This window comes from Nonomuraea sp. NPDC049684, assembly GCF_044465345.1.
Taxonomy (GTDB): Bacteria; Actinomycetota; Actinomycetes; order Streptosporangiales; family Streptosporangiaceae; genus Nonomuraea.
In genome coordinates this window covers 341456-357681 of the sequence record NZ_JBITLO010000007.1, presented here as the reverse complement: position 1 = coordinate 357681, position 16226 = coordinate 341456, and the positions used below count along the sequence as shown (strand labels likewise).

Genomic DNA, 16226 nt, shown 5'->3' with positions numbered 1-16226 from the left:
TCCTCGGCAAGCCGCTCCCGACGGGAAGCGGCGCGGGCGTCGCCCTGCTCGGCCAGGTTCACGATCCTCCTCTATGGCAAAGTGCGAGGGATATCGTATATCTGCCTATCTGGCAGACTTTGGCGGGTGAAACGGCTTCTCGTCATCGGGATCGGCGCCGGCGATCCGGACCATCTCACCCTCCAGGCGGTCAAGGCCATCGCCGCCACGGACGTGTTCTTCATCGTCGACAAGGGCGAGATCAAGCACGAGTTGATCCAGCTCCGCCTCGACCTGATCGCCGAGCACGGGCGCGAGCCGTACCGGATCGCCGAGGCCCGCGACCCGGAACGCGACCGCACCTCCCCCGCCTACACCGCCGCCGTCGAGGACTGGCGCTCGCGCCGCTCGCTCGCCTGCGAGGCGCTCATCCGCGACGAGCTGGGCGCCGGCGAGACCGGCGCCTTCCTGGTGTGGGGCGACCCGGCCGTCTACGACAGCACGCTGGCCGTCCTCGACGAGATCCAGGGACGCGGGAACGTCGCCTTCGACGTCGAGGTCGTCCCCGGCATCAGCAGCGTGGCCGCCCTCACCGCCCGGCACCGCATCGGCCTGACCCAGGTCGGCCGGCCCACGCACCTGACCACCGGCCGCCGCCTGGCCGAGCAGGGCCCCACCGCCGACGACGTGGTGGTCATGCTCGACGCCCACACCTCCTTCGCCGGCCTCGACGACTTCCACATCTACTGGGGCGCCTACCTCGGGACGCCGGACGAGATCCTGGTGTCGGGGCCGGTGTCCGAGGTCGGTGAACGCATCCGGCGGCTGCGCGCCGAGGCCCGTGACCGCAAGGGCTGGATCATGGACACGTACCTGCTGCGCCGCCTGGCACCGGGGGACCGCTGACCTGACGGCGAGGTCGCGCCGCCAGGCCGGCGGGCCCCCTCGCGTCATGCCAGCAGGCTCTGCCCGATCCAGCCGCCGGGCCCGCAGCCCGGCGGGATGGCGAACACCGCCGACCCGATCGGCGTGGTCCACTCGTTGAGCAGGTCGGCCTCGGCCAGCCGGCGCTGCATCGGCAGGAACTGCGCGCCGACATCGGCCTGGTAGGAGGCGAAGAGCAGGCCGCTGTCGGAGTGTCCGGCCGCGGTGAGCCCTTCGTCGTAGTTGTAGGGGCGGCGGAAGATCCCCTTGGCCGGGTCGGCGCTGTGCGCCCGCCTGATGTGGGCGTACTCGGAGATGACCGGGAACCCCACGGGCGTCAGCTTGGCGAAGTCGGGCGGGTCGTGCTCGGCGGCGCCGGTCAGCGGGGCGCCGGTGTCCAGGCGGCGGCCGACCGTGAACTCCTTGGCGACCCGGTCGGCGGCGTCCCAGGTCTCCAGCTCGACCCGGATCCGCCGCAGCACCAGCGTGGTGCCGCCGCGGAGCCACGCGGGCGCGTCCGCGCCCGCCCACACCACCCGGTCGAAGACGGGGGTTCCGGGGACGGCGTTGGCGGTCCCGTCGAGCTGCCCCATGATGTTGTGCTGGGTCAGCCCCGACGCCTGCACCCCGGCGGCCCGCCGGAACCCGCGCTGGACCCACCGGACGCGGGTGAAGGCGCGGGCGTCCTTGATGATCATGCGGAGGGCGTGAGCCACGGTCAGCGGGTCGTCGGCGCAGATCTGCACCAGCACGTCGCCGCCGTTCCACCGGCTCTGCAGCCTGTCGATGGAGAAGCGGGGCAACGCCTTCAGCGAGGACGGGCGCGCCTCCGCCAGGCCCACCGCGTCGAACAGGCCGGGCCCGAACCCGAAGGTGACGGTCAACCGGGCGGGCAGCACCGCCAGTTCCGGCTCGGTGTCGGCCAGGGCCGGACCGCCCGCGCTCAGGCGGCGGGCGTCGTCGGTGAGCAGCCGCATCATCCGGGCCACCGCCTCGCGGCCGACGCCGTCGCGCAGGTCCAGCCCGGCGAAGACAGCGTGGGCCTGCGGGACGGTGGCGATCCCGGCCTGGTGCGGGCCGTGGAAGGGCTCCACCGCCGAGCCGGGCGGAGTGGGCTGTGCCGCGGCCGGGCCCGTCGAGGCGGCCTGCGTCGCGAGCGCGCCGGCCGCGGCGGCCGCGGCGGCCGCGGTCGAGGCCAGCAGGCCCCGCCGGGTCAGGCGGGACCTGCCGCCGGTGTGCGCGTCCATCAGTGCTTGCCCTCGCCCGGCTGGTAGTTCTCCTTGCCGCCGGCGAAGTCCTTGCCGATCGCGGTGAACTCGACGGTGGAACCGTCGGCGAGGGTCAGGGTGAAGGGCACCTCGGCTCCTGGCTCCACCTTGCCCGTGACCCCCATCAGCATGATGTGGTCGCCACCGGGCGTCAGCGGGTGGGAACCGCGAGCGGGCACCACGAAGCCGCCCTTCTTGGGGCGCATCACCATCTTGCCCCCGGAGTCCACCACTTCGTGCAGCTCGACCGTCGGGGACAGCGGCGAGGTGGCGGAGACGACCGTCAGCTCGGCGTCGCTGTTGTTGACCAGGGTGCCGAAGGCGGCGGTCATCCCCTTCCCGCCGGTCTTGATCCAGGGGTCGGTGATGGTCAGAGCGGGCGAAGGGGTGGCGGCGGCAGTGGCAGTGGCGGTGGCGGCAGCCGGTGACGCCGACGCGGTCGTCGCGGTCGTGCCCTGGCCGCCGCAGCCGGACACGAGCGCGGCCACGGCCAGCGCCGCGGCGGGAAGAAGCGGAGAACGCGAACGGAGAGAGTGCATGGTGGGCCTTTCCAGGCAGGCCTCGGCGCACGGCGGGCTTTCCCACCGCGCCGAAGGCGGATCAGGCAGGGACGCTTGACGCGGCCGCGACGTCGGCGGCCACGCGGACCCGGACGGAGCCGGGCATGACGACGTACTCCGGCCTCACCATGAGGGTCAGCCGGAGAGAGCGATCACCTGCGTGAAGGGCGGGCCGCGCGTGGGCGCGGCGTGTGCCGGCACCGCCGAGCGCAGCCGGTCCGGCTCGGGCGCCACCACGACGACCGGCTCGTGGACCGCATGCGGGAAGAGCGCCAGAAGGACCCGGCACAGCCGCGCGTACAGGCGGTGCAGCAGCCCCCACAGAGCGGCCTCGCCGCAGGCAAGCCACAGGGCGACCAGCCCGGTGGCACCGGCGTGCGTGACGAGCATGCCGACGCCGGGCACCAGCCCCGAATGGCCGTGGACGAGCGTGGCGTAGGCGTCCGCGGCATGGCTGAGGGAGAACAGCACATGCAGCACCACCTGCATGCCGGCCAGCAAGGGCAGGATCACCGCCGGCGTGCGCTCACGCGCCGAGGCCGCGACCCCGCCCCCGAACGCCAGCAGCAGCCCACCGGCCGCCACCGGCCCCGTGACCGATCCCCCGCCGAACAGGTGCGCCAGCACGCCCAGCGCCACGCAGACCACGGCGAACACCGCGGCACGGGCAAGACGGAACGGCAAGGAGGCGGTCATAACGCGCCCATCATCCCATCTCACCCCTTCGCCCTGGCATCCGCCATCGTGCCCACCGGCGGCCCGTCTGAAGGACGGCCGCCGGCGACGGCGATGCCGGCCAGACCGAAGGCGACACCGAGAGGTTCCCCCCTTCGACACGCGCCTCGTCGCTGACGTTCTGCCCCGGACGCGGAGGCCCGCCCGTGCCCGCTCGACGGCGGGCACGGGCGCGCTCTGTTCGCCTACCGGCTCAGCGGGCGAGCGGGCGACTGCCCTGAAGCGGCACTCTTCTGCGGTGCACGGCGACCGCCGCCCCCAAGGCGACGACGGCATATCCGCAGGTCACGGCCAAGCCCGCCCACGGTGGGAGCGGGTAGTAGCCAACCAGCAGTGACGGGTCCACGTCCACATGGGCGAACGACGGGATGCTCTGCGTGATCGCGAACCCGGCGGCCGGGGTGATCATCAGCAGCCACGGCGCCAGCCCCGCGACCCCCAGCAGGCACGGCACGACGACCACCACGGCCTTGCCCACCAACAGCCCCCTCGAATGCGCCCCGGCCGGTTCGTGCCGGTGGTCGGTCGGGCTGGTTCGGGTCGGTTCGCGTCGGTGGCCGGTGGTGCGGAAGGTGGCCGCCGCCGCGAGCAGCGAGATCAGGCCCACGGCCCCGCCGAGCAGCATGAGGTCGGCGCGCACGCCGCCCTACACCGTGGCGGGCCCGATGTCGCCCTCCCCGGTCACGACGAGCTTCCCGCCGGACTCGACGCCCCCGCCCGGATGGTGCGGGGTCCTCCCGTCGGACTCCATGGAGACGCCGACGTCGTCGCGGCGCCACGGGCCGTCCGCCCCCTGCACCTTGATCTGGTCGGAGGTGGCGGTGGCGTTGGCGAACGCTCTCGCCAGACACCCTCGACCTCGCCCACGTCGTCGGGACCGTGCTCGCCGCCCGCCGCCGGCAGGCCGCCGAACGCGGCATCGACCTCGCCGAACGCCTGAGCCCCGCGGTGACGGCCGGGGACCCGAGGCTGATCGGGAGCCTCGTCGCCAACCTCGTCGACAACGCCCTCCGCCACAACCACCCGGACGGGCACGTGGAGGTCACCACCCAGACCTCCGGCACGCAGGCGGTCCTCACGGTCACCGACAGCGGGCCGGTCGTCCCCGGCGACGAGCTCCAGCGCCTGTGTCAGCCCTTCCAGAGGCTGGCCCCCGACCGTCACGGCCGCGGCGACGGCCACGGCCTCGGTCTGGCCATCGTCGACGCCGTCACGCGAGCGCACCGCGCCACCCTCGCCGCCGCCGCACGCCCAGAAGGCGGCCTGTCGGTCACCGTACGGTTCGCGCGGGCGTCGCGTCCCTGACGTCAGGCCGCCGGCACGCGCCGCCGGACGAGCCGGTGCGCGCCGACGGGGTTGAGCAGCCGGGCACGGGGGAAAGTCTCCGTCCTGCGGGCCGCCGACTGGAGTGCGGGCCCCTGCGACGCGAGCATCCGCTCGCCGGGAGCAGGGGGATCTTCAGGGATGGGGTGGATGCATGGTGGAACGACGCATGTCGGTCGCGACGCACTGGGGCAGTCTCATCGCAGTGGTCGATTCCGGGCGATTAGTACGAATTGAGCCGAGGAGCGACGACCCCGTGCCGTCCCCCATCGGCCCCGGCATGGTGACGGCCGCCGACGACGGCGCCCGCGTGCTGCGCCCCGCGGTGCGCAAGGGCTGGCTCGACGGCGAGCCGCGCGTCCACGACGCCGCCAGAGGCTCGGCCGCCTTCGTGGAGGTGACCTGGGACGACGCGATCACGCTGGTGAGCGACGAACTCCGCCGGGTGCGTTCGCAGCACGGGGACAGCGCGGTGTTCGGCGGGTCCTACGGCTGGGCGAGCGCCGGCGTGTTCCACAACGCGCAGAGTCAGCTCCACCGGTTCCTGGCGCTGGGCGGCGGGTTCACCGACTCGCGCAACACCTACAGCACCGCGGCCCTGGAGGTCATCCTTCCCCATGTGATCGGCGGGCATCCGTGGAGCTACCAGTCGCGGATGCCGATGTGGGACGAGATAGCCGAAAACTGTGAGCTCGTGGTGGCGTTCGGCGGGCTGGCCCTCAAGAACAGCCAGATCAACCCCGGCGGGCTGGCCCGGCACCAGACGCAGATCCTGCAACGACAGTGCCGCGCGGCCGGGGTGCGGTTCGTGAACGTCAGCCCCATCCGCAGCGACGTTGCCGGCTTCCTCGACGCCGAGTGGCTGCCCGTCGTCCCCAACACCGACACCGCCGCGATGCTGGGCCTCGCCCACACGATGCTGGTCAACGGGTGGCACGACGAGGACTTCCTCCGCCGATGCTGCGCCGGGTTCGACCGCTTCGCCGCCTACCTGACCGGCGAGCTCGACGGCGTCCCCAAGGACGCCGCCTGGGCGGCGGGCATCACGGGCATCGGCCGCGAGGCGATCGTCGACCTCGCCCGCCGCCTGACCGAGCGGCGTTCGCTCATCATGGTCAACTACGCGGTGCAACGGGCGGACCACGGCGAACAGCCGATCTGGATGTCGGTCGTGCTGGCCGCCATGGCGGGGTCGATGGGCCGGCCCGGCTGCGGCTGGGGAGCGGGGTACGCGACGATGGACGCGACCGGCGTGGCCAGAGGCCGCCCCTCCGTGGCGAAGCTGCCCGAGGTCGCCAACCCCGTCCCGGACTTCATCCCCGTCGCCAGGATCGCCGACACCCTGCTGCATCCGGGCAGGACCATCGGCTACGACGGCCGGCGCCTCACGCTGCCGGAGCTCCGCTTCATCTACTGGTGCGGCGGGAACCCGTTCCACCACCACCAGGATCTCCACCGGCTGGCCCGGGCCTGGCAGACCCCTGACACGGTGGTGGTGCACGAAGCCTGGTGGAACACCACGGCCAAGTTCGCGGACATCGTCCTGCCCGTCGCCACGAGCCTGGAGCGCGACGACTTCGCCGCCGGATTCTCCGATCCGCACCTCGTCGCGATGCCCAAGGTCCGCGAGCCGGCGGGCGAGTCGCGCACCGACCATCACATCTTCGCCGCGCTGGCCTCCCGGCTCGGGTACGGGCAGGAGTTCACGCAGTCGCGCTCCGAGCTCGAATGGGTCCGGCACCTGTACGAGCAGACGAGGGCCGCACTCGGCGACGATGCCGCGCTGCCGGGCTTCGACGACTTCTGGCGCAGCTCCACCGCCGAGCTGCCGCCGTTGACCGGGCCGTTTCCCGGCAGCTTCGAGGCGCTTCGCGCAGACCCGCAGCGGTTCCCGCTGCCGACGCCGTCGGGCCGGATCGAGATCTTCTCCGAGGAGATCGACTCGTTCGGCTACGACGACTGCGCCGGGCATCCGACGTGGTACGAACCGGCAGAGTGGCTCGGCGCCGATCTGTCGAGCCGGTTCCCGCTGCACCTGATCTCGAACCAGCCCGCCGCCCGCCTGCACAGCCAGTACGACAACGGCGGCCACAGCCTCGATTCCAAGATCAGCGGCCGTGAGCCGGTGACGATGAACCCGTCGGACGCCGCGTCGCGCGGCATCGAGAACGGCATGATCGTACGCGTGCACAACGACCGGGGCAGCTGCCTGGCGGGCGCGGTCCTGTCGGACGACGTCATGCCGGGCGTCGTGCAACTGTCCACCGGAGCGTGGTGGGACCCGGTCCGGCCAGGGGTGAGCGGAACACTGGACCGCCACGGCAACCCCAACGTCCTCACGGCGGATCGGCCGTGCTCGCGGCTGTCCCAGGGGCCGAGCGCCCTCAGCGCGCTGGTCGACGTCGAGGTCTACGACGGCCCTCATCCCGAGGTGCTCGCCTTCACCCCGCCACGCTTTGAGCGTTGACACCGGACGCCCTCCGGCGGCTTGCTTTACCGTAGTCGATCGAATACTTTGCGTAATCGTGACTCGACTGCAAAACCTCAAGTACGGCCAGTGGTTCAGGGGCGCCGACGTCGACGGCGACGGGTTCATCACTCAGCGGGACGTCCGGCTGATGAGCGAGCGTTACATCGCCGTCCGCGGCGCCGCGCCGGACTCCGAGACCGCCCGCCTGCTCACCGAGAGGATGGACGCGTTCTGGACGCACGTGATCGCCCCGATGGATCGCGACGGTGACGGGAAGGTCGATCTGTCGGAGATGACCGAAGGGTTCAGGCAGGCCCTGACCGACCGCGCCCTGTACCCGGCACAGATCGAGCCGGTGACCGACTGCTTCTTCGACCTCGCCGACCTCAACGGAGACGGCCGGATCGACCAGGCGGAGTTCCAGCAGATGTTCGACTCCGTCGGCGGCGTCCCCGGCGACGACTGCGCCGCGGTCTTCGCCGCCCTGGACCACGACGGCTCCGGCGTCCTCGACCGCGCCGAGTTCCATCAGGCGGTCACGGAGTTCTTCTACGGCGACGACCCGGACGCTCCCGCCAATCACCTGTTCGGCAGGTTCACCGGCTGACGGCCCATTACCCGCACGCCCGCACCACTTCCGGTGCGGGCGTGCGGCGTGCGCCCCCCAGGCCGGGCGGCCCCTGACCCGGGCCCGGATCGTCGCAGGCGACCGCCGGCGTACGGGCGGAGAAGAACCTTGAGGAAGCCGATGGTTCGCTCTTGCCCGACGTCGAGCAGGACCAGCATCGATCCGATGTGCCCGATGAGGGGAGTACCAATGGGGCAGAGCATCAAGGGGCCGATGGTCCTGCGCATCACCGAGGGCGAGATCGTCGACAGCCAGCTCTCCGAGGACGATCTGAGGGCGTTGAGCGACAAGAGCGAGGGGTCCGCCGCCACGGCCAGGATCAGGTGTCCCGTTCTGTACTGCGCCGCCATGTACGACTCCGGCGTCGCGCGCTGAGGCGCCCGGTGAACACCGCTCAGGGGCGGCGGCAGATGGAGGAGATCCTCGCCGGCGACCGCCCGTTCGGCGACTGCGACTACATCCGCCGGCGCACCCGCCTGCACTACCGCCACCGCCTGCTCCTGCTCAAGGAGCACTCCAAGGGCGCGCATCTGCTGCTCGCCGCGCAGGAGGACGCCTCCGACGCCTGGCACCACCAGGTGCTGGGCGATCCGGCGGTCCGGGTGGCGACCGACACCTGGCTGAGCGCCGTGCTCGGCGGCCGGGAGCTGCCCTGGCCCGAGGAGGAGCTGGACGCCGTCCTGGAGACCGCGGCGGCTCAGAGCCCTCGCGCGGCCGTGCCGCCGCTGGCCGAGGGGGCCGCGGACCTGGTGAGGCTGCACGAGGCCGGCCGGCCGTGGGTGTGGACCGAGCCGCGGGCGGAGGCGGACCCGCTGGGTAAGTTCTTCCGCCGCGTCTTCTCCGCGAGCTTCCACGGGCTCACCCTGACGAGCCCCGAGGGCCGCGTGCGCGAGACGCTCCTGCGGGGTGCGGAGCTGCTGCACGAGCTCTGCCCGGTGCTCGCGCGCAGCGCGCTGAGCCACGTGCACCTGGTCGTCGTCGCGGGCAAGGAGACTCCCGGGTCGGCGTCGTCCGGGTCGGCGTCGCCAGGGTTCGCGTCGCTCACGCATCCTCGCATCCCGGGGGTGATCTTCCTGTCGGCCGCCGTGCTGGGCAGTGCGTGGCAGGCCGCCGAGTATCTCCTGCACGAGGCGATGCACGCCAAGTTCACCGACCTCGAACACACCCACTCGCTGCTGGACGAGGACTACGACGCGGCGGCCTCGCCGCTGATCCGTCCGCACTGGAACCGGGCCAGGCCGGAGGCGGGCGAGGGCTGGCCGGTCGATCGCGCCCTCACCGTGAGCCACGTCTACACCACCCTCGCGCTGTTCCACTCCACCGTGTCCGCCAGGCACGCGGAACTGGCCGGCCGGTACGGGCCGATCACCGGCGCGGACCCCGCCCGGCAGGCGCGGCGGTCCTTCGACCGGGCCCAGTACCTCCTGCACCGTCTCGGCGGGCACACGGAACAGCTCGGCACCGGCGGCCGGCTCTTCCTGCGCTGGCTGGGCGGGATCAACGAGGCGTTCGACCCGTCGCCCGCGCCGGAGGGCGCGTACGCGCACCTCGTGCTCGACCTGTACGAGCGTGAGGCCGACACCATCCGCACGGCCCTGTCCCGGCCGGACGCCGGGCACCCCGACGAGGACGCCGACCGGGACGCCGACCGGGACGCCGACCGGGACGCCGCCGCCCTGCGGAGCGCCGCGCGGCAGGAGATCAGCGGTTGCCTCGCCGCCCTGGCCGCGACCGGCGAGCCGAGCGGTCAGCGGCAGGAGCTGGCGGACCAGGACAGTGTGCTCGCGCAGCTCGAATCCTCGGGGGCGTCGTTCCGCGACAGCGCCGAGGCGTTCCTGCGGACGAGGGACCTGGTGCTGCGGGCACTGGGCCCGCTGCCGGCCGCCGCGTTCCTGGGCCCCGTGCCCGGCCGGCCGGAGGAGACCGTCGCCGAGATGGTACGGGCGATGGCCGAGGAGTCCGGCCGCCGCCTGGGCGCCCTGCTGGAGCGCTGATCAAGGGGTCGCGGGGCCACGTCCCCGCGACCCGGCAACCGCGGACGTCAAGGAGCGCGTGCGATGCCCGACGAGGACGAGCAGGCACCGGGGAGTGCCCGCAGATCACAGGACCCGATCGTGGAGCGGCTGCGTCCCGATCCGGCGCAGGCGCCCGCGGCGGTTCTGCGCATGACCGGCTTCCTCGGCGACAGCGACCGGCCCGGCCACCGGCGGCTGTACTTCACGCGCGGGCTCGACTACTACGCCGAGTTCCGCACCGGCGACGTCGTCGACATGACCCCGATCGCCCGCCACGAGGAGCCGTTCCGGGGCGAGGAGGCCACCCGGGTGTCCCTGCGCCGCGACGCGATGGTGGAGTTCACCAGAACCCGCACGGCCCGCTCCCCCGACGAGTTCGACCTCGACGTGCGGATCGGCCGGTCGAGCAGCGGCCAGTGCGTCCCGGGCCTGACCGACACCCGCGAGCACGACTGCCAGGAGCCGACGGGGGCGGACGGCGGGGACTGCGTGACGCCGGGCACCTGCGCGCCGACCTGCGAGACGTGCGTGACGAACTGCGGGTCCTGCTACGAGACCTGCGTCATCCCCACCAACTGCGGCAGCTGCGTGACGTGCGACGCTTGGTGCGGTGAGAACCGGTGAGCGCCGTCACGTCCGGGCCGGCGCAGCAGTGTGACACCGCCTGGCAGAGCCCGCTCGGCCCCGACCGGCGGGCGTCGGCCCTCCGCGTCGCCCGCGACGTCGCCGCGCGGGTGACCGACCCGGGCCGGCTGGCGGCGGCGCTCGCCGCGTCCGTCGACCAGACCCGGTTCCCGAAATCCCTGGCCCGCAGGCCCTACGCGGTGGCGGACGGCGACGCGGGCCTCGCGCTGACCTGCGCCTGCCTGGACGCCTGCCTGCCCGGCGAAGGCGGGGACGCGGTGGGCCACCAGTTCCTCACGGCGGCCGCGGCGGACGTGGAGGGGGCGCCGTCTGGCCTGTTCATCGGGTTGAGCGGGCTGGCGTTCGCCACCGTGTCGCTGAGCCGGGACGGGACGCGCTACCGGCGGATGCTCGCCACGCTGGACGACGCCCTCGCGCCCCGGGCCGCGGCGATCGGCACGCGGCTCGGCGAGACCCGCGAGCCGGGCCCGGTGAGCGCGTTCGACCTGATCTCCGGAGCCTGCGGGACGGGCGCCCACCTGCTGAGGCACGACCCGCACGAGGTCCTGCCCGCGATCCTCACGGGGCTCGTGACGCTCGCCCGGGAGCAGGAGCCGCCCGCCTGGATGACGCCCGCCCACCTGATGGGCGACGAGACGATGGCGCGGCTGCACCCGCACGGCGCGCTGGACTGCGGTCTCGCGCACGGCATCCCGGGGCCGCTCGCCCTGCTGTCGCTCGCCCTGCGCGCGGGCGTCGAGGTGCCGGGCCAGGCCGACGCCGTCAGGCGGATCACCGGCTGGCTGGTCGCCCATCGTGCCGGGGACGGCTGGCCCGCGCTCGTCCCGCTGACCGGCGAGGGACGGCCGGGCCCGGCCACCCCGTCAAGGACCGCGTGGTGCTACGGGACGCCCGGGATCGCCCGCGCCTTGTGGCTGGCGGCCCAGGCGCTCGACGACGGCCTCCTGGGCGAGCTGGCGCTGGAGGCGATGGACGCCGTCCTGCGCCGCCCGGCCGCGCGACGCGCGATCCCGTCGCCGACGTTCTGCCACGGGGTCGGCGGCCTGCTGCAGGTCGTGCTCCGCTTCACCCGCGACACCGGCCTGTTCCGCCAGGAGGCGGCCGAGCTCGTGGACGAGCTGCTGGCCGCCTACCAGCCGGAACGTCCGCTCGGGTACGCCTCGCTGGAGCCGCAGGGCAACGCCGTGGACCGCGCCGGGGTCCTGGACGGCGCGGCGGGCGTCGTCCTGGTGCTGCTGGCCGCGGCGACCGACGTCGAACCGGCCTGGGATCGGCTCTTCCTGCTGTCATGACCCGCGCGAAACCTGCCGTGCTCCGCGGGGACCGGAGCCTGTACGCGCCGATGGACTGGGCGCTGGTGCGCGCCCCGCTCCTGCCGGTGGACGCCGCCGGGCGAGCGGGCGAGCCGGCGGATCCGGGCCGCCTGCTGCCCGGCGACCCGGCGGTGGTGGCGGCCGTCCAGGTGGCCAGCGGCGATCTGGCCGCCGCTCTGGCGCGGACGGCGCCCGGCCATCCCAAGGCCCCGCGGGTCGGCCGCAAGCTGCTGCGCTACCTCATCCGCATGAGCACCCGGCCGACGCCGTTCGGTCTCTTCGCGGGCGTCGCCCTGGCCGGCTGGGGAGATTGCACCGATCTGGCTCTCGCCAAGCAGGAGCCGCGCACCCGCACCCGTCCGGACCTGGGCTGGCTCACGGACCTGGTCGCGCACCTCGAAGCCGACCCCGGGGTCCGCGCCCGGCTGCGCCTGGTGGCCGACCCGTCCGTGCTGGTCCGCGCCGGGCGGGCGTTCCCGGCGGGCGGCGCGGCCTCCGTACGGGCCACCTCGGCGGTACGGCGGGCGCTCGCCCTCGCCCGCGCGCCCGTCCCGCGTGCGGAGCTCGTCGAAGCGCTGATCACGCTGCCCGGCGCCACGCCGGAGAAGGCGGACGGGCTGGTCGAGGAGCTGCTCCGGCAGGGGTTCCTGCACCACGACCTGCGTCCGCCGCTCACCCGCGACCCGCTCGGCCACGTGCGGGAACGGCTCGCCGGCCATCCCGTCGCGGACGACCTCGCCGGGTTGCGCGCGGCCCTGCGGCAGTGGGACGCCCGCCCGCTCGGCGAACGGGCCCGCGCGTGGCCGGGCCTGCTGGACCGGATGACCACGATCGCGTCCCCCGCCGACCCGCGCAACCTCCTGCAGACGGACCTCGCGCTGCCGCTGTCCGGGACCGGCCTGAACAGGCGGATCGGGGCGGAGGCGGCGGTCGCGGCCGAGCTGCTGCTCCGGCTGAGCCCGCACCCCGCCGGACCGCCGCACCTCGACGCCTGCCGCCGGGCGTTCGAGAGCCGCTACGGCGCGGACCGCGAGGTCCCGCTGCTGGAACTGGTCGATCCGGACGTCGGGCTGGGCCGCCCCGCCGACGGCGGCCAGGCCCACGCGCCGGCCGCCCGGCACCGGCTGCTGACCGACCTGGCGGTGAACGCCTGCCGTGACCGGGTGACCGCCGTCGAACTCGACGACGACCTGCTGGCCCGCCTCCAGACCTGGACCCCGGCGGACGCGCCGGCCCCGCCGACCCTCGACCTGGCGGTCCTGGTGGCGGGCTCCAGCGCCGAGGCCGTGGACAAGGGCGACTTCCTGCTCGTCGTCGGCCCGAACCTGGGCGCGCACGCGGCCGGGCGCACCCTCGGGCGCTTCGCCGACCTGCTCGGCCCCCCGGCGGCCACCGCGCTGGCGCGGGCGGCCGAGGCCCAGTCGCGGCACGCGCCCGGCCGGCTCCTCGCCGAGGTGGTCTACACGCCGGAGCGGGCCCGTTCCGGCAACGTCGCCGTACGCCGGTGCGGGCACCGCCACGAGATCCGGTTCGGCCCTTCCGCCGGCCTCGCGGAAGAGTGGGCCGTACCGGTCGACGAGCTGGTCGTGGGCCTGCGCGACGGCCGGTTCACCGTCCGGTGGCCCGCCCGGGACGTGGAGGTCGTCGCCACGCAGTGCCACATGCTCAACCCGTCGCACGCGCCCCCGGCGGCCCGCTTCCTGCTGGACGCCGCCCGCGACGGCCGGTGCGCGTTCACCTCGTTCGACTGGGGGCCGGCCGCCGGTCTGCCGTTCCTGCCCCGGATCCAGCGAGGTCGCGTCGTCCTGTCCCTGGCCCGCTGGCGGGTCGATCCCGCCGCCCTGAGCGCGGCGGGCGGCCCGGCCGCCTGGCGGCGGGCGCACGGCGTGCCGCGCCACGTGTACCTGGCCGGTGGCGACAACCGGCTGCTGCTCGACCTGGACGACCCCGAGCACGCCGGACTGCTGCGCGAGGAACCGCAGGGACGTCCCGTCACGCTCCAGGAGGCCCTGCCCCACCCGGATCACGCCTGGCTGCCGGGACCGGCGGGCTTCCACCTCAGCGAGGTGGTGGTGCCGCTCGCGCTCAGGGAGCGGCGGGACGTCCCGCCGCGCCGCCGGAGCCCCGGCGTCGTGCCTGCCGGCGCCCGCGTGCGGCCGCCCGGCAGCGACTGGCTCTACCTCAAGCTGTACGGCCCCCGCCGGTTCCAGGACGAGCTGATCGTCGACTCGCTGCGCCCCTTCGGGCAGTTCGTCACCGGAGCCGGGCTGGCCGACGGCTGGTTCTTCCTGCGTTACGCCGATCCCGGCCCGCACCTGCGCGTCCGCTTCCACGGCGACCCCGCCACGCTGCTCGGCCCGCTCATGCGCCACGTCTGCGACTGGGCGGCCGAGCTGATCTCCACGGGCGCGTGCGCGACCTTCGCCTTCGACACCTACGAACGCGAGATCGAGCGGTACGGCGGCCTGGACGACATGCCGGCCGCCGAGGACGTCTTCATCGCGGACAGCGCGGCCGTGGCCGGTCTGCTCGCCCTGTCCAGAGGCCACGGGTTCCCCTACGCCCCGGCCACCGTGGCCGCGCTCAGCGTCGACGACCTGCTCGACGGCCTCGGACTGGACGTCGAGCGGCGCACGCGCTTCTACCGCGACGCCGTCTCCCTCTCCCCGGACGGCGGCCGGGACCATCGCCGGCGCTCCCGCGAGCTGCGCCGGCTCCTGGGCGATCCGGGTTCGCGCGACCGGGCCCTGACGTCCCTGCTGGCCGCCCGCCGCCGGGGCCTGCCGTCCACCCGCCCCTCTCCCGAGGTGTGCCGCAGCCATGTGCACCTGCACTGCAACCGCTTGCTCGGCACCGGTCACGAGCTCGAACACCGCGTCCTGGAGCTCCTTCGCCGCACCCGCGAAGGTCTCGCCCGCCGGTGACGGTTGGACAGCGTCATCCCTGATGGGTAGTTTCTCCGGGTCCCGTCCGAGCTGCCCGACACCGGAGGCGCCGCCTCAGGCCGGGTGACCCGCCCCCGCCTCCAAGGAAGACGCGCCGTGACCGACCTCGTCCCGCTGCGCAGGAACCTGCGCTTCCAACTGCTGTGGGTCGGCAGCGCGATCTCCGAGCTGGGGTCGCAGCTCACCGCGCTCGCCATGCCGCTGCTGGTGCTGGCGCTCACCGGGTCGCCCGGGGCCGCGGGCGTCGTCGCCGGGGCCCGTACCGTCGCTTTCCTGGCGGTCCAGATGCCGGCCGGCGTCTGGGTGGACCGGTGGGACCGCCGCCGTACGCTCGTCACGGCCCAGAGCGTGCAGGCGGTCGTCTCCGCGCTGCTGACGGCGCTGGTCATCACCGGTCAGGCACAGGTCTGGCAGTTCGTCACGCTGGCGGTGCTGGACGGGCTGTGCGCGGCGTTCCTCGGTCCCGTCCAGGACACGGCGCTGCGCGGCGTCGTCCCCCCGGGCCAGTTGCACGGCGCGTACGCGCAGGAGGAGGCCCGTACCCACGCGGCCGGGCTGATCGGCCCTCCGCTCGGCGGCCTGCTGTACGGCCTCGGACGGGCGGTGCCCTTCGTCGTCGACACCGTCACCTTCGTCGCCGCCACGCTCTTCTACGCCCTGGCCAAGGTGCCCCGCCGCCCGGCGGAGGAGCCGCAGCCGTCCGCCCCGGACGACGGCGAGGGGCAGCGGCCGGTCCGGCGCAGCATGCGCCGGGAGGCGGCCGAGGCCGTCAGGTGGCTGTGGCGGCGGCATGGCCTGCGGGAGGTCACCGCGGCGGTGACGGTGCTCAACCTGCTCGGCGGGGCGTTCCTCATCCCGCTGATCGTGCTCGTCGGCGAACGCGGCGGTGACGCCCGCGTCACCGGCACGGTCCTGGCCGGTCTCGGCATCGGCGGGCTGACCGGCGCGCTGCTGTCGGGCCGCATCAGCAGGCTGCTGCCGCCCGGAAGGCTCCTGCTCGCCGTCGTCACGGTCTTCGGGGCCGCGCTGGCGGCCACGGCACTGCCCTGGGGGGCGTGGTGGCCGATGATCCCGCTCGTGTTCATCACCTTGTCCACGCCGTCGCTGAACGTGGTGATGAACGTCGTGGTCGCACGGATGGTGCCGGAAGCGATGCTCGGCCGGATGGGCGCGGTCCTGAGCACGAGCGCGATGGCGCTCAAGCCGCTCGGGCCCGTACTCGGCGGGGCGCTGGCCGCGGCGCTGGGCGGTGCCGGGGCCCTCGTCGTGCTGGGCGGACTGCTCGTCCTGACCGCCGCCGTGGCCGCGCTCAGCCCGGAGCTGCGCCACTTCACCGGAGAACCCGCCCCGGCCGGGGACGACACCCCGACCGGCGGCAAGGCCCCGCACTCCCCCGCCTGACGCCGCCTTGACGACGGTGG

General features: G+C 74.1%; 15 protein-coding genes. 10 read left to right on the top strand and 5 right to left on the bottom strand.

Annotation, left to right across the window (positions count from 1 at the left end):
- Positions 1-126 precede the first annotated feature (126 nt).
- The gene (cobF, locus tag ACIBST_RS24255; RefSeq protein ID WP_397174752.1) at positions 127-885 is read left to right on the top strand and encodes a precorrin-6A synthase (deacetylating); all 759 of its coding nucleotides are present in this window, start codon (positions 127-129) and stop codon (positions 883-885) included.
- A 44-nt stretch (positions 886-929) separates the two neighbouring features.
- Here cobF and ACIBST_RS24250 read toward each other — a convergent pair whose 3' ends face one another.
- From ACIBST_RS24250 to ACIBST_RS24230, 5 genes are all read right to left on the bottom strand, one after another.
- A complete protein-coding gene (locus ACIBST_RS24250) occupies positions 930-2150 on the bottom strand; it encodes a Dyp-type peroxidase (protein ID WP_397174751.1) in 1221 nt (406 codons plus the stop codon).
- Entirely contained in the window at positions 2150-2710 is a 561-nt protein-coding gene (locus ACIBST_RS24245) for a copper chaperone PCu(A)C (RefSeq protein ID WP_397174749.1), read from the bottom strand. Before ACIBST_RS24245 ends, ACIBST_RS24250 begins: the two co-directional genes overlap by 1 nt.
- 156 nt (positions 2711-2866) lie before the next feature.
- Positions 2867-3415, bottom strand: a complete 549-nt coding sequence (locus ACIBST_RS24240; protein ID WP_397174748.1) for an MFS transporter — start codon at positions 3413-3415, stop codon at positions 2867-2869.
- Between the two features lie 244 nt (positions 3416-3659).
- Positions 3660-4106, bottom strand: coding sequence for a hypothetical protein (locus ACIBST_RS24235; protein ID WP_397174747.1), 447 nt, complete (start codon positions 4104-4106; stop codon positions 3660-3662).
- Between the two features lie 6 nt (positions 4107-4112).
- Positions 4113-4265 (bottom strand): hypothetical protein, encoded by a 153-nt coding sequence (locus ACIBST_RS24230; protein ID WP_397174745.1) that lies wholly within the window; start codon positions 4263-4265, stop codon positions 4113-4115.
- A gap of 80 nt (positions 4266-4345) precedes the next feature.
- On the opposite strand from ACIBST_RS24230, the gene ACIBST_RS24225 reads away from it, so the two are divergent.
- The 9 genes from ACIBST_RS24225 to ACIBST_RS24185 all read left to right on the top strand — a co-directional run bounded on the left by ACIBST_RS24225 (position 4346) and on the right by ACIBST_RS24185 (position 16206).
- Entirely contained in the window at positions 4346-4771 is a 426-nt protein-coding gene (locus ACIBST_RS24225; protein WP_397174744.1) for a sensor histidine kinase, read from the top strand.
- 172 nt (positions 4772-4943) lie between these two features.
- A complete protein-coding gene (locus ACIBST_RS24220; protein WP_397174742.1) occupies positions 4944-7256 on the top strand; it encodes a molybdopterin-dependent oxidoreductase in 2313 nt (770 codons plus the stop codon).
- Positions 7257-7314: 58 nt separating this feature from the next.
- Positions 7315-7866: an EF-hand domain-containing protein gene (locus ACIBST_RS24215; protein WP_397174741.1), complete on the top strand. Its 552-nt coding sequence runs from the start codon at positions 7315-7317 to the stop codon at positions 7864-7866.
- A gap of 210 nt (positions 7867-8076) precedes the next feature.
- Entirely contained in the window at positions 8077-8262 is a 186-nt protein-coding gene (locus ACIBST_RS24210) for a hypothetical protein (protein WP_397174739.1), read from the top strand.
- An 8-nt stretch (positions 8263-8270) separates the two neighbouring features.
- The gene (locus ACIBST_RS24205; protein ID WP_397174737.1) at positions 8271-9881 is read left to right on the top strand and encodes a hypothetical protein; all 1611 of its coding nucleotides are present in this window, start codon (positions 8271-8273) and stop codon (positions 9879-9881) included.
- 63 nt (positions 9882-9944) lie between these two features.
- Entirely contained in the window at positions 9945-10526 is a 582-nt protein-coding gene (locus ACIBST_RS24200) for a hypothetical protein (RefSeq protein ID WP_397174736.1), read from the top strand.
- Positions 10523-11839: a lanthionine synthetase C family protein gene (locus tag ACIBST_RS24195; RefSeq protein WP_397174734.1), complete on the top strand. Its 1317-nt coding sequence runs from the start codon at positions 10523-10525 to the stop codon at positions 11837-11839. The genes ACIBST_RS24200 and ACIBST_RS24195 overlap by 4 nt, the downstream gene beginning before the upstream one ends.
- Positions 11836-14784: a lantibiotic dehydratase gene (locus ACIBST_RS24190; RefSeq protein WP_397174733.1), complete on the top strand. Its 2949-nt coding sequence runs from the start codon at positions 11836-11838 to the stop codon at positions 14782-14784. Before ACIBST_RS24195 ends, ACIBST_RS24190 begins: the two co-directional genes overlap by 4 nt.
- Positions 14785-14901: 117 nt before the next feature.
- Complete coding sequence (locus tag ACIBST_RS24185; protein ID WP_397174731.1) at positions 14902-16206, top strand: MFS transporter; 1305 nt, start codon at positions 14902-14904, stop codon at positions 16204-16206.
- The last annotated feature ends 20 nt before the right edge of the window (positions 16207-16226 follow it).

What these genes read in the sequence shown, in the direction of transcription:
- ACIBST_RS24245 (WP_397174749.1), bottom strand. Translation starts at nt 2,710, where the DNA reads ATGCACTCTCTCCGTTCGCGTTCTCCGCTTCTTCCCGCCGCGGCGCTG.
- ACIBST_RS24250 (WP_397174751.1), bottom strand. Translation starts at nt 2,150, where the DNA reads ATGGACGCGCACACCGGCGGCAGGTCCCGCCTGACCCGGCGGGGCCTG.
- ACIBST_RS24220 (WP_397174742.1), top strand. Translation starts at nt 4,944, where the DNA reads ATGGTGGAACGACGCATGTCGGTCGCGACGCACTGGGGCAGTCTCATC.
- ACIBST_RS24200 (WP_397174736.1), top strand. Translation starts at nt 9,945, where the DNA reads ATGCCCGACGAGGACGAGCAGGCACCGGGGAGTGCCCGCAGATCACAG.
- ACIBST_RS24210 (WP_397174739.1), top strand. Translation starts at nt 8,077, where the DNA reads ATGGGGCAGAGCATCAAGGGGCCGATGGTCCTGCGCATCACCGAGGGC.
- ACIBST_RS24190 (WP_397174733.1), top strand. Translation starts at nt 11,836, where the DNA reads ATGACCCGCGCGAAACCTGCCGTGCTCCGCGGGGACCGGAGCCTGTAC.